This window comes from Clostridium sp. TJA038 (assembly GCF_058310255.1).
Genome location: NZ_JBZEFA010000003.1, coordinates 145,947 through 166,690, shown reverse-complemented (window position 1 = coordinate 166,690; position 20,744 = coordinate 145,947). Strand labels below are relative to the sequence as shown.

General features: G+C 26.6%; 20 protein-coding genes, 1 tRNA gene and 1 other annotated feature. Of the genes, 20 read left to right on the top strand and 1 reads right to left on the bottom strand.

The window, feature by feature from the left end:
* The first annotated feature begins 49 nt into the window (after window positions 1-49).
* Window positions 50-1,300, top strand: coding sequence for a phosphoribosylamine--glycine ligase (purD, locus tag AC4FQV_RS07815; protein ID WP_491165266.1), 1,251 nt, complete (start codon window positions 50-52; stop codon window positions 1,298-1,300).
* Between the two features lie 236 nt (window positions 1,301-1,536).
* Here purD and AC4FQV_RS07810 read toward each other — a convergent pair.
* Window positions 1,537-1,625, bottom strand: a tRNA-Leu gene (locus tag AC4FQV_RS07810).
* A gap of 202 nt (window positions 1,626-1,827) precedes the next feature.
* Between AC4FQV_RS07810 and AC4FQV_RS07805 the strand changes: the two genes are divergently transcribed.
* The 19 genes from AC4FQV_RS07805 (at window position 1,828) to AC4FQV_RS07715 (ending at window position 20,654) form a co-directional block, all read left to right on the top strand.
* Window positions 1,828-2,190, top strand: a complete 363-nt coding sequence (locus tag AC4FQV_RS07805; protein WP_491137969.1) for a YccF domain-containing protein — start codon at window positions 1,828-1,830, stop codon at window positions 2,188-2,190.
* Window positions 2,191-2,475: 285 nt separating this feature from the next.
* Entirely contained in the window at window positions 2,476-3,018 is a 543-nt protein-coding gene (locus AC4FQV_RS07800; protein WP_491137970.1) for an NADH peroxidase, read from the top strand.
* Between the two features lie 358 nt (window positions 3,019-3,376).
* Window positions 3,377-4,024, top strand: a complete 648-nt coding sequence (fsa, locus tag AC4FQV_RS07795) for a fructose-6-phosphate aldolase (RefSeq protein ID WP_491137971.1) — start codon at window positions 3,377-3,379, stop codon at window positions 4,022-4,024.
* 296 nt (window positions 4,025-4,320) lie between these two features.
* Window positions 4,321-4,821 carry a hypothetical protein gene (locus tag AC4FQV_RS07790; protein ID WP_491137972.1) on the top strand — a complete coding sequence of 167 codons (501 nt, stop codon included), beginning with the start codon at window positions 4,321-4,323 and terminating at the stop codon, window positions 4,819-4,821.
* A 441-nt stretch (window positions 4,822-5,262) separates the two neighbouring features.
* Window positions 5,263-6,276, top strand: a complete 1,014-nt coding sequence (aroF, locus tag AC4FQV_RS07785; protein ID WP_491137973.1) for a 3-deoxy-7-phosphoheptulonate synthase — start codon at window positions 5,263-5,265, stop codon at window positions 6,274-6,276.
* Window positions 6,277-6,353: 77 nt separating this feature from the next.
* On the top strand, window positions 6,354-7,406 hold the full coding sequence (gene aroB, locus AC4FQV_RS07780) for a 3-dehydroquinate synthase (RefSeq protein ID WP_491137974.1): 1,053 nt from the start codon (window positions 6,354-6,356) through the stop codon (window positions 7,404-7,406).
* 51 nt (window positions 7,407-7,457) lie between these two features.
* Window positions 7,458-8,729 carry a 3-phosphoshikimate 1-carboxyvinyltransferase gene (gene aroA / locus AC4FQV_RS07775; protein WP_491137975.1) on the top strand — a complete coding sequence of 424 codons (1,272 nt, stop codon included), beginning with the start codon at window positions 7,458-7,460 and terminating at the stop codon, window positions 8,727-8,729.
* 62 nt (window positions 8,730-8,791) lie between these two features.
* Window positions 8,792-9,862: a chorismate synthase gene (gene aroC, locus AC4FQV_RS07770; RefSeq protein WP_491165265.1), complete on the top strand. Its 1,071-nt coding sequence runs from the start codon at window positions 8,792-8,794 to the stop codon at window positions 9,860-9,862.
* A 94-nt stretch (window positions 9,863-9,956) separates the two neighbouring features.
* Entirely contained in the window at window positions 9,957-10,238 is a 282-nt protein-coding gene (locus tag AC4FQV_RS07765) for a chorismate mutase (protein WP_491137977.1), read from the top strand.
* A gap of 421 nt (window positions 10,239-10,659) precedes the next feature.
* Window positions 10,660-11,475: a shikimate dehydrogenase gene (gene aroE / locus AC4FQV_RS07760; RefSeq protein ID WP_491165264.1), complete on the top strand. Its 816-nt coding sequence runs from the start codon at window positions 10,660-10,662 to the stop codon at window positions 11,473-11,475.
* A gap of 138 nt (window positions 11,476-11,613) precedes the next feature.
* Window positions 11,614-12,123, top strand: a complete 510-nt coding sequence (locus AC4FQV_RS07755) for a shikimate kinase (protein ID WP_491165263.1) — start codon at window positions 11,614-11,616, stop codon at window positions 12,121-12,123.
* A 121-nt stretch (window positions 12,124-12,244) separates the two neighbouring features.
* Entirely contained in the window at window positions 12,245-12,685 is a 441-nt protein-coding gene (gene aroQ / locus AC4FQV_RS07750; RefSeq protein WP_491165262.1) for a type II 3-dehydroquinate dehydratase, read from the top strand.
* A gap of 57 nt (window positions 12,686-12,742) precedes the next feature.
* Entirely contained in the window at window positions 12,743-13,249 is a 507-nt protein-coding gene (locus AC4FQV_RS07745) for a hypothetical protein (protein ID WP_491165261.1), read from the top strand.
* Window positions 13,250-13,458: 209 nt separating this feature from the next.
* Entirely contained in the window at window positions 13,459-14,349 is an 891-nt protein-coding gene (locus AC4FQV_RS07740; protein ID WP_491137982.1) for an ABC transporter ATP-binding protein, read from the top strand.
* A gap of 2 nt (window positions 14,350-14,351) precedes the next feature.
* Window positions 14,352-15,560: an ABC transporter permease gene (locus AC4FQV_RS07735; protein ID WP_491165260.1), complete on the top strand. Its 1,209-nt coding sequence runs from the start codon at window positions 14,352-14,354 to the stop codon at window positions 15,558-15,560.
* Between the two features lie 478 nt (window positions 15,561-16,038).
* On the top strand, window positions 16,039-17,028 hold the full coding sequence (gene bsh / locus AC4FQV_RS07730) for a choloylglycine hydrolase (RefSeq protein WP_491137984.1): 990 nt from the start codon (window positions 16,039-16,041) through the stop codon (window positions 17,026-17,028).
* 97 nt (window positions 17,029-17,125) lie between these two features.
* Window positions 17,126-18,397 carry a conjugated bile salt MFS transporter gene (locus AC4FQV_RS07725; protein WP_491137985.1) on the top strand — a complete coding sequence of 424 codons (1,272 nt, stop codon included), beginning with the start codon at window positions 17,126-17,128 and terminating at the stop codon, window positions 18,395-18,397.
* A 214-nt stretch (window positions 18,398-18,611) separates the two neighbouring features.
* Window positions 18,612-18,935 (top strand) — a binding site (T-box leader).
* A 70-nt stretch (window positions 18,936-19,005) separates the two neighbouring features.
* Window positions 19,006-19,488 carry an Lrp/AsnC family transcriptional regulator gene (locus AC4FQV_RS07720; protein WP_491137987.1) on the top strand — a complete coding sequence of 161 codons (483 nt, stop codon included), beginning with the start codon at window positions 19,006-19,008 and terminating at the stop codon, window positions 19,486-19,488.
* Window positions 19,485-20,654, top strand: a complete 1,170-nt coding sequence (locus tag AC4FQV_RS07715) for an aminotransferase class I/II-fold pyridoxal phosphate-dependent enzyme (protein ID WP_491137988.1) — start codon at window positions 19,485-19,487, stop codon at window positions 20,652-20,654. Before AC4FQV_RS07720 ends, AC4FQV_RS07715 begins: the two co-directional genes overlap by 4 nt.
* Window positions 20,655-20,744 lie beyond the last annotated feature (90 nt).

Sequence of the window (20,744 nt, the reverse complement as noted above, 5' to 3'; positions counted from 1 at the left end):
GTTAAATTAAAATTATTGAAACTACTTTAATTTATATGACCTTTTATATATGAAAATACTTTTAGTTGGCTCTGGTGGAAGAGAGCATGCTTTAGCTTGGAAATTAGGAAAAAGTCCTAAGGTTGAAAAAATTTATGTTGCTCCAGGAAATGGAGGAACTGCTAATGAAAATAAATGTGAAAATATAGAACTTACTAAAATAGAGGATTTATTAAATTTTGCAAAGGATAAAGAAATTGATTTAACAATAGTAGGTCCAGAGGAGCCTCTTATTAATGGTATAGTGGATATTTTTAAGAAAGAGGGATTAAAAATATTTGGACCAGATAAAAGTGGGGCTAGACTTGAAGGAAGTAAGAGCTTTTCTAAAAATTTTATGAAAAAATATGGAGTTAAAACAGCTGATTATGAAGTGTTTTATGATTATAAAGAGGCTAAAGAATATTTAGAAAGTTGTAGATATCCAAAGGTTATAAAAGCTGACGGATTAGCAGCAGGTAAAGGTGTTGTTATATGTAATAGTAAAGATGAGGCTATAAAAACCTTAGATTTATTTATGATAAAAGATTTATTTAATGGAGCAGGTAAAAAGATTGTAATAGAAGAATTTTTAATAGGAGTTGAGGCATCAATACTTTCAGTTACAGATGGAAAGGATATTTTGCCCTTTTTATCAGCTAAAGATCATAAACAAATATTTGAGGGTAATAAGGGGAAAAATACAGGAGGAATGGGAGTTGTAGCTCCTAATAAATATTTGACTAAAGAAATTTTAGAGGATTTTAATAAGAACATATTAGAAAAAACTTTACTTGGAATAAAAGAAGAGGGAATAGACTTTAAAGGGGTTATTTTCTTTGGAATAATGATAACAGAAGAGGGAGTTAAACTTTTAGAGTATAATGTTAGAATGGGTGACCCTGAAACACAAAGTCTTTTATCTTTAATGGAAAGTGATTTATTAGATATAATATTAAATGCTTTAGATGAAAGATTAAAGGAAACTATTATTAAATGGGAAGAAGGATATTGTGTTAATGTTGTTTTAGCTTCAAAGGGATATCCTGAAGAATATGAAAGAGGATATAAAATAAATATAGATAGAAGTGTTAAAGAAAATATTTTTATAGCTGGTGCTAAAAAAGAGGGAAATGAATTAATAACTACAGGAGGAAGAGTTCTTTCTGTAATTGGAAAAGGAAAGACCTTAGAAGAAGCTAGAAAAAATGCATATGAAAATCTTAATAAGGTTAACTTTAAGGGAATGTATTATAGAAAAGACATAGGCGTTTCAAAGTAAGTTTAAAATTTAAGAAAATTAATTTTAAAATAAATAGTCTAAAACTATAAAAAAAGAAATAATATATATTATATGTTTTTTAATAAAAAATTAGATATAGATAAGCAAACTAATAGCAGTGAATTTAGATTGTTTTATCTATATCTAATAAAAAAATACTCTAATAGAGCCGTTGTGTTTGGACTTTTTTAGTTTTGTTAAAAATAAAAAAACTCTTAAACTTAGTTTAAGAGTTTTGGTGCCGAAGACCGGAATCGAACCGGTACGGTGTGTTAGCACCGCAGGATTTTAAGTCCTGTGCGTCTGCCAGTTCCGCCACTTCGGCATGTCCTGTTGACAATATTTATTATATATACTTAAAAGAAAAATGTCAACAAAAATTTTAAAAAAATATTTTAAGTTGAATTTAATATAAAAAAATGATATTTTATTTTGAAATATTTTATTTTAATAAAGAAAAACTTATAAGCTTATAATTAAAAAATTAATAATATAAATTTTCTAGTTAATTTTAAGGAGGGTTAATTTTGAGCTGTTTAGGAAATATAATTTGGATGATATTTGGTGGCTTTTTTAATGCACTAGGATGGCTTTTTTGGGGTGTTATTTGGTGCTTAACTATAGTTGGTATTCCAGTTGGACTTCAATGTTTTAAGCTAGCAGGACTACAATTAGCTCCTTTTGGAAAGGAAATTGTAACTGTAAATGATGGCACAAGTCATTTTATATTAAATATATTATGGATAGTTTTTGGAGGCTTTACCTTAGCTTTAGCTAATTTAATTAGTGCTGTTATTTTTGCTATTACTATTATAGGAATTCCTTTTGCAATACAATCTCTAAAGTTAGCAAAACTTTCTCTTATGCCTTTTGGAAAAGAGGTTAGATAATAGTAAAATTAAAATGATAAAAGTTATTAGATTTTAATAGAAAAAATAATATTTTCATTAGTGTAATTTTAGATAAAAAAGAGATAAGAGTATTATTTTTTATTAAAAGTATAAATTATTTAAAAAATGTTGATAATGGAAAATTATTATTATATAATACTAATAAAGGTTAAGAAAAATTTAACATATTAATCTGTAGATTGTAAAGAAAGACATTTAAGAAATAATTATTCTTAATAACCTATATATTTAAAATACTAAGGATCGAATTAGGAGGATTTTATTATGAAAAAATTTGTTTGTACAATTTGTGGATATGTTTATGAAGGAGAAAAAGCACCAGAAAAATGTCCAATCTGTGGAGCAGGTGCTGATAAATTCGTAGAGCAAAGCGGAGAATTAACTTTTGCTGATGAACACAGAATTGGTGTTGCTAAAGGTGTTGACGAAAGAATAATCGAAGGATTACATGCTAACTTTACTGGAGAATGTACAGAAGTAGGAATGTACTTAGCTATGTCAAGACAAGCTGATAGAGAAGGCTTCCCAGAAGTTGCAGAAGCTTATAAGAGAATCGCTTTCGAAGAAGCAGAGCACGCTGCTAAATTTGCTGAAATGTTAGGAGAAGTTGTAGAAGCTGATACAAAAGCTAACTTACAAGCAAGAGTAAATGCAGAGCATGGAGCATGCCAAGGTAAGAAAGACTTAGCTACATTAGCAAAACAATTAAACTTAGATGCAATCCATGACACAGTACATGAAATGTGTAAAGATGAAGCTAGACATGGAAGAGCTTTCGAAGGATTATTAAAAAGATATTTTAAATAAGATTTAAGATATAGGAGAATGTTTCTACATTAGTAGAAACATTCTTTTTTTATAAATAAAATAAAGTTAGGGGGAGAGTATAAGAATAAAAGGTGGATAAAAATTATAGATTATTTGTGTATGCTTTAAAGGATAAAAGAAGTATAAGTTATATGCTAATAGGTTAATAGAATACGTTTAATTGTTAAAATATTTTATTATAGCATAATAAATAGAAAAAATAAATTAACAAAATGTAAATTTTAAATAAATATATTGAATATTTTTTATCTCAATGTTAATATCTATCTGTGGAAACGATTAATAGAAATGTATGGAATTCAAATTAATATTTTAAGAAATGAAAAGGAGATCTGACATGAAAATATTCATAGATACTGCTAATGTAGAAGAAATAAGAAAAGCTAGTAAATTAGGAGTTTTAGCTGGTGTTACAACTAATCCTTCATTAATAGCAAAAGAAGGTAGAGATATTAAAGAAGTAATTGAAGAAATATGTAGCATAGTAGATGGACCAATAAGTGCTGAAGTTATGGCTTTAGAATGCGAAGAAATGGTTAAAGAAGGAAGAGAATTAGCTAAAATACATAAAAACATAGTTATAAAAATACCTATGTGTGAAGAAGGTTTAAAAGCTGTAAAAATATTAGCTAGTGAAGGAATAAGAACAAATGTTACTTTAATATTCTCACCACTACAAGCTTTATTAGCAGCTAGAGCTGGGGCATCCTTTGTAAGTCCTTTCTTAGGAAGACTTGATGATATTGGAAATCCAGGAATTGAAATAGTAACTCAAATTGCTGAAATGTTTGCATTACATGGAATAGATACTGAAATAATATCTGCAAGTGTTAGAAATCCTATGCATGTTTTAGATTCAGCTATGGCAGGATCACATATTGCAACAATACCTTATAATGTTATTCTTCAAATGGTTAAGCATCCTTTAACAGATGCTGGAATGAAGAAATTCATTGAAGATTACAATAAGGCTTTCAATAAATAATATAATCTGCATTTACAATACAAATACAATATAAATTAACAAATTTTATAAAATATATTTTACTTATAGTCAACAATTAATCCTTTAAGAACTATCTTTTTAGATAGTTCTTTTTTATACATTTTAATATGTACAAGAAAATTTATATATAAAATAAATGTAAAAATTGTTATAATATATTGTATAAAATTTAAAATTTTAAATTGAATTATTTCGATTTATTGACAAAGAATAACAATATATTAATATTATACATATAGTAGTTTGTAAATGGTAAAAAAAGGAGAGTTAAAATTATGTTAAAAAATAAGATAATGGTTTTAGTTTGCAGTTTAGCTTTAGCTGTAGGATTAGTAGGTTGTGGTGGAAATAGCAATCAAAACAATGCTGATAATAAAGAAACAAAGACTACAGAGGCACCTAAAGAGGAAGATAAAAATAAACCACCAATAAATATGGATGATGTTAAGTTAGATATAAAACCTGGAAGTACAGATTCAAAAGGAAATAAGTACATAGATGTTACTTTAACAAATAACACTAAGTTACCTATTAAATATTGTAATATTACTTTGCTTAACAAGGATACTGGAGAAGAATCTTATGTAACTTTTGCAAATACTATTATGCCTGGTAAAACTAGCGATAAGTCTTCTACATATGCGCCAAAAAGTGGGAAGATTGAAGATGTAGAAGTAATAAGCTATAACATGACACTTGGAGAAGAGGATGGAAAAGATATAAACTTAAAATATGATGCTAGATTAAAACAATATCAATGGAAGAAGGCAGAATAATATTTTATAAATAATGTAGATATTTAAATATCTACATTATTTATTTTTATTAGTTATATTTTTAACTTTTTAATAAGAAATAAGTTTATTGACTTTAAAGTTACAAAGTGTATAATAAATTTAAAAGTTTAGAGAGAATAGTTAAATTCTTTTAAGAATTTATGCTAAATTTGTTAGTTAAAGGATTAATAATAATATTTTATATGGGTTCAGTATTGAACTTTTAAAAATTTTCAAATTTTTAGTTTGAAATAAAATTTATAATCTTTTAAATAATGAGTTTTTACTTTTATATTGATATATAATAATATAGAATTATAATTTATTTAATAGAACTCATTAAAATGGGTTCTATTTTTTTTTGAATGTTATGATTTGGAATTTTGATTTTAATTTAGACTATTTTTATTAAAAAGGTTAAAATAAAAAAGGAGGGCTAATATGATAGTTATATTAAAACCAGGAACAGAGGAAGAAGAGATTATAAAGTTTATTAAAAAAATAGAATCTCTAGGAGCGCAAACTAAGAAAATATCTGGTGAGGAGGTCTGTGTTATTGGTTTAATAGGAGATACCAGTAAAATAGATCCAGCTAAAATTGAAGCTAATAAGAATGTAGAAAAAATAATACATGTTCAAGAGCCCTTTAAAAAGGCAAATAGATTATTTCATCCAGAGAATACAATAATTGATGTTTTAGGTAATGAAATAGGAGGAAATAAAATAGCATTAATAGCTGGTCCTTGTTCTGTAGAGAGTGAAGAACAAATAGTAAATATAGCTAAAGAAGTTAAAGCTTTAGGTGCAAACTTTTTAAGAGGAGGAGCATTTAAACCTAGGACATCACCTTATAGTTTTCAAGGGTTAGAACTTGAAGGGTTAGAGTTATTAAAAAAGGCTAAAGAGATAACATCTCTTCCTATAGTTACAGAAATAATGTCAACTAGCATGATAGATAAATTTGTGGAAGATGTTGATATAATTCAAGTAGGAGCTAGAAATATGCAAAACTTTGATCTTTTAAAAGAGCTTGGTAAAATAGATAAACCTATTCTTTTAAAGAGAGGATTATCAGCTACAATAGAGGAACTTATAATGTCAGCTGAATACATAATGGCAGGAGGAAATGAAAAAATAATTCTTTGTGAGAGAGGAATCAGAACCTTTGAGACATATACAAGAAATACTTTAGATTTAAGTGCCATACCTATTATAAAAAAATTAAGTCATTTACCAGTAATAGTTGACCCAAGTCATGCAACAGGAAAAGCATGGATGGTAGAACCTTTATCAAAGGCAGCTATAGCTGTAGGTGCTGATGGTCTTATTATAGAGGTACATAATAATCCTGCTAATGCTTTATGTGATGGACAGCAATCTATAAAACCAGAAGAATATGGAAAGCTTTTAGAGGAATTAAGAGCCATAGCAAAAGCAGTTGGAAGAGAACTTTAATATATTATTTATTTTCTTGGGAGTTTAAAAACTCCCATTAAATTTATATTAAAATAATATTATAAGGGGGAGTAAAGATGAGAACCTTAAAAGTTAACTTAAAGGAAAATAGTTATGATATAGTAATAAAAAAAGATTTAAAAGATAGTTTTGGATATTTTATAAAGAACATTTTTAAAGGGAATAAGGTTTCAATAATAACTGATGATAATTTAAAAGATATATATGGAGATTTTGTCAAGAAAAATATTGAAGCTGAAGGTTTTTTAGTAGATATTATTTCTATAAAACCAGGAGAGAAAAGTAAAAGTTTTTCTACATTACCGTATATCTATAATAAGCTTTTAGATTTTAACTTAACAAGAAGCGATTTAATTGTAGCACTAGGAGGAGGAGTTGTTGGAGATATTGCAGGTTTTGTTGCTTCTACATTTTTAAGAGGAATTTCTTTTGTGCAAATCCCAACATCTTTACTAGCACAAGTTGATTCTAGTGTTGGAGGAAAGGTTGCAGTAGATTTAGATAGGGGAAAAAATTTAGTTGGAAGTTTTTATCATCCAAAGTTAGTTTTAATAGACCCTAATATGCTTGGAACACTTCCAGAAAAATATTTTAATGATGGTCTTGGAGAGGTTATAAAATATGGATGTATTAAAAGCAAAAAGTTATTTGAAAGGTTAGAAAGCTTTGAAAATAAAGAGGATTTAAAAGAAAATATTGGCGATATAATTTATGAATGTTGTAATATTAAAAGAGAAGTAGTTGAAGGTGATGAAAAAGATTTAGGAGAAAGAATGATTTTAAATTTTGGTCATACCTTAGGCCATGCTATAGAACAGATATATAACTATGAAACCTATTCTCATGGAGAAGCCGTTGCTATGGGAATGAATATGATAAGTAAAATTGCTGAGGATAAATTACTTACTAAAAAAGGAACAGCAGATAGGATTGAAGCTTTATTAAGTAAATATGGATTAAATAAAAGTATTAAAATTAGAGATAAGGAAGCTATTAAAGAGGCTATTAAGTTAGATAAGAAAAATTTAAAGGGTAATTTAAATGTTATTCTTTTAAAGGATATTGGTGATAGTTATATTTATAGTACAGATATAGAGTTTTTTAATTAATCTTTTAAGTTTATAATTTAATCTCATAAAATACGGAAAGTGAGGGAAAGAATGAAAAGCATAACTATAACTCCAGGGAAATTAAAGGGAGATGTAAAAATTCCACCTTCTAAAAGTTTAGCTCATAGAGCTATTATCTGTGCCTCTTTGAGCAAGGGGGAAAGTATTATTTCTAATATTGACTTTTCAGAAGATATTATTGCAACCATGGAAGGAATGAAAGCCTTAGGTGCAGATATAAAGATACAAGATAATAAGTTAATTATAAATGGAGAAAATTTTTTGAAAAATTCTATAGAGAGAATAATAGATTGTAATGAATCAGGTTCTACTTTAAGATTTTTAGTTCCTATATCTTTAATAGAAGAAAATAAAGTTAGGTTTATAGGACGAGGTAATTTAGGAAAAAGACCTTTAAAAACTTATTATGAAATTTTTAATACTCAAGGAATTGAATATTCTTATGAAGAAGAAAATCTTGATTTAAAAATAAAGGGTAAGTTAAAAGGAGGAGAATTTAGAGTTAAAGGAAATATAAGTTCTCAGTTTATAAGTGGTTTATTATTTACTTTACCTTTGTTAAAGGAAGATTCTAAAATAATAATAACTACAGAACTTGAATCTAAAGGATACATAGATTTAACCTTAGATATGATAAAAAAATTTGGTGTTAAAATAAAAAATAATGATTATAAAGAGTTTCTTATAGAAGGTAGACAAAAATATTCACCAATTACATATAAAGTTGAAGGCGATTATTCTCAAGCAGCTTTTTACTTTTCAGCAGGTGCCTTAGGTTCAGATATTAATTGTTTTGATTTAACTTTAAATTCCTATCAAGGAGATAAGGAATGTATTGAAATATTAGAAAATATGGGAGCAAAATTTATAAAAGAAAAAAATAATTCCTTAAAGATTATTTATAAATCCTTAGAGGGAGTTATTATAGATGCTTCACAATGCCCTGATATAATTCCAGTTTTAACAGTAGTAGCCTCTTTAAGTTATGGAGAAACTAGAATTATAAATGGAGAAAGGCTTAGAATAAAAGAGTGTGATAGATTAAGTGCTATATGCAAAGAACTTAATAAACTAGGAGCAAACATAAAAGAATTAAAGGATGGGCTTAAAATAAAAGGAGTTACTGAATTAATTGGAGGAGAGGTTTATAGCCATAAAGACCATAGAATAGCTATGAGCTTAGCTATTGCATCAACAAGGTGTAAAAATAAAGTTACTATAAATGAACCAGATTGCGTAAAAAAATCTTATCCTAGTTTTTGGGAAGATTTTAAGAGTTTAGGTGGAATTTTTAATAAGTAATAATACATATTTTAGATGAAAGGAGGAAGCTTTTAAAGAATAATTTTTTTGAAAGCGAAGAAATGGGAGGAGTTTGGGGTAATAAAATAAAATTATCTATATTTGGAGAATCTCATGGTGAGGGCTTAGGTATTGTAATAGATGGAATAGAACCTGGAATTAAAGTAGATATTAAAAATATAGAAAAAGAAATGGAAAGAAGAGCGCCAGGAAGAAATAGTTTATCAACTCAAAGAAAAGAAGGGGATAAACCAGAAATTTTAAGTGGAATATTTAATGGATTTACTACTGGGGCACCTATTTCTATGATAATTAGAAATAATGATAAAAGGTCTAAGGATTATTCAAAAATAAAAGATTTAGTAAGACCTGGGCATGCAGATTTTCCAGGGTACATAAAATATAATGGCTTCAATGATTATAGAGGAGGAGGTCATTTTTCAGGAAGAATAACGGCACCTTTAGTTTTTGCAGGTGCATTAGCTAAGGAAATACTTAAGGAAAAGGGAATTTTTATAGGTTCTCATATTAAACAAGTTGGAAAAGTAAAAGATGCTTCCTTTGATTTTTTAAATTTAACAAAAGAAGATTTAAAAGAAATTTTAAAAAAGGAACTTCCACTAATAGATACAAAAAAAATAGAAGAAGTAAAAGAGGAAATTAATTTTTATAGAATGGATGGAAATTCTATAGGAGGAATTGTTGAATGTGCAATATTAGGTTTAAACCCTGGAATTGGAAATCCATTTTTTGATTCTTTAGAAAGCACAATAGCTCATTTAGCATTTTCAGTTCCTTCTGTCAAAGGCATTGAATTTGGTGCTGGGTTTGAATTTGCAAATATGAGTGGAGAAGAAGCAAATGATGAGTACTTTATAGAAAAGGGAGAAATTAAAACATATTCTAATAATAATGGTGGTATAACTGGAGGGATATCAAATGGCATGCCAGTTATATTTAGAGTTGTTATAAAACCTACTCCTTCAATTTCTAAAGCTCAAAGAAGTGTAAATATAAAAACTATGAAAGAAGAAATTATAAAGGTTACAGGTAGACATGACCCTTGTATAGTACAGAGAGTTTTAGTTGTTATAGAAGCTATCTCAGCCCTTGCTATTTTAGATTCATTTTAAAATTAGTGAAATTTAAAGGTAAATATGATATATTATAAACTTAATTAAAGAGATAAAATTTTATATAACTTAAAGAAATGAGGTAATATTTTTCATGGATGATTTAATTAAGTTTAGAGAAGAAATAGATAACATAGATAAAGAGCTTGTTAAGCTTTTTGAAGAGAGAATGAATATTGTTTTAAAGGTAGCTACATATAAAAAAGAAAAGGGATTAGATATATTTCATGAAGATAGAGAAAAAGAAGTTATTGAAAAAAATTTAAAGAAAATAAGAAATAAAAATCTAACCCCCTATGCTAAAGAAATGCTTGTAGATTTAATGAATATAAGTAAAAAGTATCAGAAAGATTTTATAGAAAAAAAGAGGGAGTAAATTTTGGAAATTAAAACTTTGATTAAATTTTTGAAAGTGTTAATTGTAGTAACTCTTGTATATGCTCTATTTACATCTAATTTTGCTATAAGAGCATTTTTAGCTATTGTAGAATTAATTTTTATTATTATGTTATATAAAGTTAAAAGCATATAAATTTTATCAAGTAAATGACAAAGACACTTAGCTTAAAAGCTAAGTGTCTTATATGAACTTGTGCATTTGGTTTTGGATATTTAAACAAAAAAACTTAAATTATATCAATCTTTTAACAGGGGATGCAAAAGATTATCATAAGTTTTGTATGGTAATTTAAACATATAAATATGAATTTATTATGGAGATTTATTAAGGAGATATATTTTTAAACTTTAAAAATATAAAACTAATATTTAAATTTATAGCTTAAGGAAGTGAAGTTATGAAAGTTTTTGGACTAATAGGGGAGAAATTAGAACATAGTTTTTCTCCTAAATTGCATAAAGAAATTTTAGAAACTAGCAATATTTTAGGACTGTATAATTTATTTTCAGTAGATAAAAAGTTTGAAGATAATATTGTAGAGAGTTTGAAGGTCTTAGGAATAAATGGAGCTAATGTTACCATACCTTATAAAGAAGTTGTCTTAAATCAGCTAGATTTTATTTCGGAAGAAGCTAAAATAATAGGAGCTGTAAATACAATTTTAATAAAGGAAGATAAATCTTATGGCTATAATACAGACTATTATGGTTTTGGAAAAATGTTAAATAAAGAGAATATAAAGGTTTTAGGAAATAGTTTTTTTGTTTTAGGCTCAGGAGGAGCAGCTAGAAGTGTTGTTAAGTATTTAGAAGATAATGGAGCTAAAGAAATAGTTTTAGTTTCAAGAAATAAAGAAAATGCTAAGAATAAATTCAAAGATTTTAAGATAAGTTTTATGGATTATAAGGACCTTGAAAATGTTTTAGATGAATTTGCTATAATAAATACAACTCCCTGTGGTATGTATCCTAAGATAGATTCAATTGCTATTTCACCAAAGTTAATAGGGAATTTTAAGGTAGCTATAGATATAGTTTACAATCCTCTAGAAACTAAGTTTTTAAAGATTGCAAGGGAAAAGGGTTTAAAAACAGTAAATGGATTAATGATGTTAGTTGGACAAGGAATTAAGTCAGAAGAAATTTGGAATAACCTTAAAATCAATAAGGATTTAGAGGATAAAATCTATGAAAAATTAAAGAAGGAATTTTAAGTTTTATTTAAGTTAACTTTGTAATAAGAAATTGTTAATTTAAGTAGTTTTCAATAAAAAAATAAGTTTTTTTAGGTATAATTAGAAATAAATAGAAATTTATTTAAGTAAAAAGTACGAAAAGGGGATTAGGATTTCATGAAAAAAAGAGGAGTACTTTTAATTGGAATGCCAGGCTGTGGGAAAACTACTATAGGAAAAGAATTATCAAAGGCTTTAAAAATGAATTTTTTAGACATTGATGAATTTATTGAAAAAAGTGTAGATAAAAGTATAAAGGAAATTTTTCTTCAAGGAGAAGAGGTTTTTAGAGACTTAGAAAGTAAAAGTTGTGAGCTTTTAAGTACTTTAAAAAATGTAGTTATTTCTTCAGGTGGGGGCATAGTAACTAGAAAAGAAAATATGGAATTTTTTAAAGACTTTTTAATTATTTTTATTAATAGACCTATAGATTTAATAATAAATGATATAAGTATAGATGAAAGACCACTTTTATCTAATGGAAAAGAAAAGCTTCTTTCTTTATATAAAGAAAGAATTGACCTTTATAAAAAATATAGCGAAATAGAAATATTAAATAGTGGCAGTATTAATAATGCTATTTTAAATATAGTAAAATCTATTTATGAAATAAGTTTAGAAAAGTAAAAATAAACATAAGAAAATTTAAAGCCTTCTATAAATTTTTATAGGAGGTTTTAAAGAATAGAAAGTAGAGGTGAATTAAACTAAAGAATTAAGAAAGTTAGTTCTTTAGTTTATATTAGTTATGAAAGTAATGGTTATAAATGGACCTAATTTAAATCTTTTAGGTATAAGAGAAAAAGATATATATGGCAAAAAGACTTTTAAGGATATTATAAGTTACTTAAAAGCAGAAGGAGAAAAGTTAGACTTAGATTTAGAATTTTTACAAAGTAATATAGAAGGAGAAATAATAAATTTTATTCATAGAGCGTATTTTGAAAACTTTCATGGGATAATAATAAATCCAGGTGCTTATACACATTATAGTTTAGCAATTTATGATGCTTTAAAGGGAGTAGCTTTACCGGCTGTAGAGGTTCATTTAAGTAACATTCATAAAAGAGAAGAGTTTAGACATAAATCAGTTACAGCTAAAGCTTGTATTGGACAAATAAGTGGTTTTGGTGAGTATGGATATATTATGGCAATGAATGCATTAAAAAATTATGAAAAATCTAAGTAGTAAAAAAATAGTTTTATTATATATTCTTTAAAATTTTAAGAGGATAAGGAGAGTTCTATGGAGGAGAGAGATGAAATTTTACAAGTGATAATAAAAAATATTTTAGCAACTACAGATGAGCAGATTCAAGGAAATTTAAAAAATAGCTTAAGATTAAGGATGTCTTTATCAGAGTGTTTAACTGAAGAAGTTAAGTTCTTAAGAACTTTAAAATACTTAGTTGAAAAAAAGGTTGAAGAAATATTTAATGAAAAGAATTATCCTGCAAGTTATGAGGAATTTGTTAATTTGTGGACTAGATTATCACAGGAAGCTAAAGTTTTGTCTAGAGAAATAAACTATGAAGTTGAAGAAAAAATATGTAAGTATGAATTTATATATTTTGAAGTTTATTGCAATGTTTATTTAAGATATTCCTTAGGACTTCTTTTTAATGGGAATAATAAGTCAACTTTAAAAGAATTAGAAAAATATAATTCTAAAAAAATAATAACTAATTATAGATATTTTTTGAGAAAAATATCACTTAGAAAAATAGAAAAAAGCTTAATGGTTTTAAATTAATAATTATTATTTTAAAATTAAAAGGAGAATCTTTTTTTAATTACTAAATAAAAGATTCTTCTTTTTTATTTTATAAAAATAAATTATTGCTTTAAACTTTTTAAGTATAAAAATAAAATGCCATATTAGAGGGGATTTAATATGTTTAAAAATATTTTTAAAAATGGTAATATTTAAATTAGAAGTAAATTTTAAGAGGAGGATTTTATGTGAAAATTGAAGCTATAAATATTAGCAAAAGCTTTGGGGAGGTTAAAGCATTACAAAATTTAAGTTTTGTAATTGAAAAGGGAAAAGCTTTAGGGCTTTTAGGAAGGAATGGTGCAGGGAAAACTACTGCCATAAGAGTTATACTTGGAATACTTCCAAGTGATACAGGAGAGATATTAATTAATAATAAAAAACTAAATTTTGATGAAAATACTTTTGGTTATTTACCAGAAGAGAGAGGGTTATATCTTAAATATACTGTAAAAAGTCAACTTATGCATTTTGGAACTTTATATGGAATGAAAAAAAAGGAGAGCTTAAGAAGTATAGAGTATTGGCTTGATAAATTTGAAATAAGTGAGTATTTAAATAAAAAGGTAGAAACCTTATCAAAGGGAAATAAACAAAAAATACAGCTTATAGTTGCACTTATGCATAATCCTGAGGTAATAATTTTAGATGAACCTTTTAGTGGGCTAGATCCTGTAAATGTAGAGTTATTTAAAAAGGTTATAAGAGAACTATTAAGTTCTGGGAAAACCTTAATATTTAGCAGTCATAGAATGGCTGATGTAGAGGAATTTTGTGATGATATTATAATGCTTAAAAAAGGAGAAACAATACTTAAGGGAAATCTTAATAAAATAAAAGAAGAATATGGAATAAAAGCTTTAATTATTGAGGGAGATAAAAGTTTAGAGGGATTTTTCAATAAGTCAGGTCTTGAATTTTCTATTTTTAAGGAAGGAAGTTATAGGTTAAATATTAAAGATGTAACTTTAGGTAAAAAACTATTAAAAGATATTGTAGATTCTAATTTAGACATAAGAGGATTTTATTTTGAGAGACCTTCTTTAAATGATATTTTTATAGAAAGGTTAGGTAATTAATTATGAGAAAGTTTTGGAGTATTTTTGCTTTTACATATAAAGAAACGATAAAAAATAAGGCTTTAATAATATCTACAATAATAACTTTAATAGTAATTCTAGGGTTTTTTAATATGGATAAGATAGCTAAAATCTTTCACAAAGATGGAAACAAAGATTTAATAATGGTTAGCGTTGATGAAAAAGACAGTTTCTTTAGTGAAGATAATTTAAAAAATTTAAATGAAGGAGAATTTGAAGTTGTTTTAAGTAAAAGTGCTGAGGAAAGTAATAAAGTAAAAAAAGAAATTGAAGATGGAAAATCAGATTATAAAGCATTACTTGAAATTTCTAATAATAATGACCTTGAAGGAAAGCTTTATGTAAATGAACTTCCAAGTGCTTCTTTAAAAGATGAGGTTGATAAAATCTTAAATGATAATAAGCTTATGGTCTCTATGGAGAAGTTTAATTTAACCAAAGAGGAATATAGTAATTTAATGAGCCCAGCTAAACTTGAAGTTGTGCAAATGGGAAATGCATCTCAAGGAAGAATGATTTTAGTTTATGCTCTTGTTTTTGGAATTTATATAATAACATTAACTTTTGGTGCTATGGTTGCTAACTCAGTTATAGAAGAAAAAAGTAATAGAATAATGGAAACCTTAATAACCATGGCAAGACCTATGGAACTATTTTTTGGAAAGGTTTTAGGGGTTTGTGCAGTAGGGCTTACACAAATAGCTATTATATTAGCTTGGGGATTTTTAATGTTTAAGACCTCTGGAAAGAGTTTGGAATTTTTATATTCGATGAATTTAAATTTTGAAATAATATTTGCTTTTGTTTTTTATTTTCTTTTAGGATACTTAACATTTTCAATGCTTTATGCAGCTGTTGCCTCTTTAGCTACAAGTTCTCAAGATGTTAATTCTTCTATGGGAGTTATTACTTTAATATTTGTTTTAGTATTTTTACTTTCAATGAATTGCATGTTTAATATTGAATCTACTTTAGCTAAGGTCTTTAGTTATGTTCCTTTTGCTTCTCCTTTAATAATGTTTGAGAGAGTAGTTTTATCTAAGGTTTCCTTTGGAGAAATAATAATAACAACTATTATTAATATTGCTTTTATAATAATTGTAGGATTTTTAAGTAGTAAATTATATAAAAAAGGTACTTTACATTATGGAAAAAAAGTTTCTATATTAAAAATTATAAGAGGAAAATAAGATAATAAATTTAAAATGTATAAAAATGTATAAATTTTTTATGGTTAATTTATTAAAATTTATTTTTAGTAAAATATAGTTAATCAAATAACTTAAATAATTAATTATAAAAGTAAAATTATGAATTTAATTATAGAAAATGTTTCCAAAGTATTAATTAAGAAAGAAAAGTAGTAATAAAAACAGTAAATATATAAAATGTATAAAATTGTATTAAATTTTTTTAATGAATTTAATACAATTTTTTTTTAAAGTAAAATCTAGTGAATAAATTGATAAAATAGATGATAAAATTACTTATTTTATCATTTATTGTTGAATTAAATGGAAGAGAATATAATTAATGGGCAAAAAGAATTAAAAAAATGTAAAAAAAACAAGAAAAAACAATTAAAATGTCAATTAGGTCATATGAAAAAGTATTAACTTTGTAGTATATTATTTTACAAAGAAGAACATAAATATAGGAGTGATTAAAATGTGTACAGGATTAATGTTAAAAACTAAAGACGGAAATCATTTATTTGGAAGAAATATGGATATAGAGTTTTCTTTTAATCAATCTATAATATTTTTACCTAGAAACTATGTAGGGGTAAATACTGAAACAGGAAGAAGAGTTGAACCTAAGTATGCTGTACTTGGTATGGGAACTGTTTTTAATAGTTATCCAACATTTGCAGATGGATTTAATGAAAAAGGATTAGCAGCAGCAGGATTAAACTTCCCACAATATGCATACTATCCTTTAGAAGAAGAAGAAGGAAAAATAAACGTTCCTCAATATGACTTTTTACTATGGATTTTAGCTAACTTTGAAACTGTTGATGAGCTTAAAGAAGCTTTAAAAAATACTTTAATAGTTGATGAAACAATTAGTAAAAAAGTATCTAACTCTACTTTACATTGGATGGTTACAGATATAACTGGTAAAGCAATAGTTATAGAACAATCTAAAGAAGGATTAAAAGTATTTGATAATCATGTAGGAGTTTTAACTAATTCACCAACTTTTGACTGGCATATAACTAACTTAAATCAATATGTAAATTTAAGATATAGCCATGCTGATGAATTAACATTAGGTGAGCAAAACTTAAAAGCTTTAGGAGTTGGTACTGGTTTAGTAGGATTACCAGGAGATTTTACTCCAGCATCTAGATTTGTAAGAGCAGCTTTCTTAAGAGATGCTATGATAAAAAATTCTCAAGATACTATAGATATGACAGAGTTTTTCCATATCTTAAACAATGTTGCAATGATAAATGGTTCAGTATTAACTGCAGCTAACAAAAAGGATATAACACAATATAGCTCATGCATGAACCTTGAAGAACAAACTTATTCATACAATACATATGAAAATAATCAAATAAATGTTATTGATATGAAAAAAGAAGATATAAATGGAACAGAGATGAAAATTTATAAGTATAATACAACATTAAATGTTAATTATGAAAACTAATTAAAAACAATTATAAAAATTAAATAAAAATAAAGTCTTATGGCAAGTTAGGACAAGCCTTATCTTGCCATAGGATTAAAGAAAGAAGGTAAGGATTATGAGTGATAATTTAATGGCAAAAAGCGGAAGTAACAAAAAGCAATATTTCATGATTTTTGTATGTATGTTAATGCAAGCCATTCCTTTTGGAGTAGCTCAAAATATACAACCATTATTTATACCATATGTTGTAAAAGAATTTAACTTTTCTTTAGCAGCATTCTCACTTATATTTACTTTTGGTGCTTTAGCATCTTCAATTTGTTCTCCTTTCCTAGGAAAACTTTTTGGTAAAGTAAATATAAAGATTTTATTTATAGCAGGTACTGTTTTATCAAGTTTAGGATTTTTAGGTTTTGGTCTTGTTAAAAGTTTACCTTTATTCTACGCTTTATCAGCAGTAACTCAAATAGGATGTGTTTTATTCTCAGGTTTAGGTGTACCTTATGTAATAAACCATTGGTTCCCTAAAAAAGGAAGAGGTACAGCTTTAGGTATAGCATTTGCAGGTGGTTCTATAGGTAACGTATTCTTACAACCTATCGTTTCTAACATGTTAGCTCAAAAAGGTTCAGCTTTTTCATACATAACTTTTGGAATATTCTCTCTTATAGTAAGTTTAGTAATAGTATTATTATTCATCAGACTTCCAAAAGCTGGCGAAATTCAAGAAGATACTACTCAAAATGCTAACTCAAGCCAAGCAAAAGTTGTAAAAACTTTCGAAGGTTTAGGTGCAGCTGCAACTAGAAAAAATAAATATTTCTGGACATTTGGTATTGGATACGCTTTAATAGGTGTTGCTATAGCAGCATGTAGTACTCAATATGCATCATACTTTAGATTAAGCTTACACTTAGATTCAAAATTAATAGGTATTTTAGGTTCAACATTTGCATTATTCTGCTTAATAGGAAATGTTGGTGGTGGACGTTTATTCGATAAATTAGGAAGTTTCAATACTATGTTAATAGGATGTATCCTACAAGGTGTTGCAATAATAGGTATGTTATTAGCATCTACTTCACATAGTTTTGCATTCTTATTCTCAATTTGTTATGGATTATGTGTATTCTCATATATGTCAGGTCCAGCATTTATGGCTACAGACGTATTTGGTAGAAAAGATTCAAGTGTTAACTTAGGTGTATTAAGCTTATTCTTTGCAGTTGGATTTGCTTTAGGTTCAACAATCTTTGGTGAATTCGTACAACTTGTAGGATTTAAGATTGCTTGGGTTGCAATGCTTGTATTCTTAGCAGTTGGATATTTCTTATTATTAAGCTCAATAAAATTATTCAAAAAAGAAGTACAAAAAATGACAGCTTAAAAATAATAAATATAGATTTAGTGTATAGAAATTTAATAATTAAAAATGCTTTAGCTTTAGATAAGTTCTTCTTAGCTAAAGCATTTTTTAATTATTAAAGTAACATATTATTAGAATATTTTGAAAAAAATAAACAGTTTTATGTTAAATTTCTTAAAAAAATATTGAATTTATTAAGTTTTGTGTATATAATTATAAAAAACAAAAATAAAGAAATAAAACTATGAAGAGAAGGAGTACTTTAAATGGACTTTTCAGAGAGCTAAAGGTTTGGTGTGATTTAGTAGGAAAGTTTAAAGGAAGCAGTCTCAGAGTTTCTTGTTGAGAACTAAAGGTTAAGTAATAAGCAATTTATTTTGATTATAATAATTAATTTTAACATATACATAACTTTTAATTAGATTAAGACGAGTTCCTCCCGTTAAAGAGGATAGCAATTGAATTTTATTATATTTAATAATTGAGATTTCTAACTGAGGTGAGTAAATTTAATTTACTTATTAGGGTGGTACCGCGAAGTAGTTCCTTCGTCCCTTTTTAGGGATGAAGGAATTTTTTTATATCAAAATAAATTTTTAAAATAAGTAATAAAAGGGGGCCAATGTGGCATGGATGAAATTTTAGAAGTATTAGAAAAAAACAGTAGATACACAGATAATGAAATTGCAGTTATGACAGGAAAAAGTGTTGAAGAAGTTAGAGAAGCTATAAGGGATTATGAAGAAAGAAATATAATAGCTGGCTATACCACTCTTATAAATTGGGAAAACACAGGAAAAGAAACAGTTACAGCTTTAATAGAAGTTCAAATAACTCCTCAACGAGGTGTTGGTTTTGATAAGGTTGCAGAAAGAATATATAAGTTTCCTCAAGTTAAGGCCTGTTATTTAATGTCCTCTGGAGGATTTGATTTAACTGTAATTGTAGAAGGAAAAACAATGAAAGAGGTTGCAATGTTTGTTTCAGATAAACTTTCTATTCAAGAATATGTAACAGGAACAGCAACTCACTTTGTTCTTAAAAAGTACAAGGATCACGGTACAATATTTAAAGAGAAAAAAACAGATGATAGGGAGATGTTATTTATATGATGCTAGAGAATATGATATTAGACAATGTTAAAAATATGCCACCTTCTGGTATTAGAAAATATTTTGATTTAATAAATGAAATGGATGATGTAATATCTTTAGGAGTTGGAGAGCCTGATTTTGTAACTCCTTGGAATGTTAGAGAGGCTGGAATTTATTCTTTAGAGCAAGGGCATACTCACTATTCATCAAATGCTGGTTTTATAGAGCTAAGAGAGGAAATATCAAAATATTTAAATAGAAGATTTTCTTTAAAATATAATCCTAAGGAAGAAATACTTGTTACAGTAGGAGGAAGTGAAGGGATAGACTTAGCACTTAGAGCTTTAGTTGGTCCTTCTGATGAAGTTATAATACCAGAGCCAAGTTTTGTAGCATATAAGGGATGTACAACATTTACAGGAGCAACAGCTAAAACAATAAATTTAAGAGCAGAGGATGATTTTAAGTTAACTAAAGAACTTTTAGAAGAAGCAATAACAGATAAGACAAAGGTAGTAATAATTCCTTTTCCTAATAATCCAACTGGAGCAATAATGACTAGAGAAGAACTTAAAGAAATTGTAGATGTTTTAAAAGATAAGGATATAATAATAATTTCAGATGAAATATATGCAGAGTTGTCTTATGATAAGGACCATGTTTCAATAGCTACTTTTGAAGAAGTAAGAGAAAAAACTATAGTAATAAATGGATTTTCTAAAGCTTATGCTATGACAGGATGGAGATTAGGATATGTTTGTGGTAATAAGATTTTAATAGATGCTATGAAAAAAATACATCAATATGCAATAATGTGCTCTCCTACAACTGCACAATATGCAGCTATTGAGGCCCTTAAAAATGGTGATGAAAGTGTTTTTGAAATGGCAAGAGAATATAATAGGAGAAGAAGAGTTTTAGTTGAGGGTTTTAGAAGTATTGGGTTAGAATGTTTTGAGCCTTTAGGTGCTTTGTATGTTTTTCCTTGTATAAAGTCAACTAAAATGAGTTCAGATGAGTTTTGTGAAAAACTTCTTATTGAAGAAAAAGTTTTGATAGTTCCAGGTAATGCCTTTGGAGACTGTGGAGAGGGATTTATAAGAGCTTGTTATGCTGCTTCTATGGAAGATATAATGGAAGCTATAAAAAGAATAAAAGCTTTTGTTGAAAGACATAAAATTTAATATACATACTTTTATATATAGGAAAATTAAAATTTTTACTATCTATAATATACTAAAGAATTTAATTTGTTTTTTTAAATAATAAAAAGC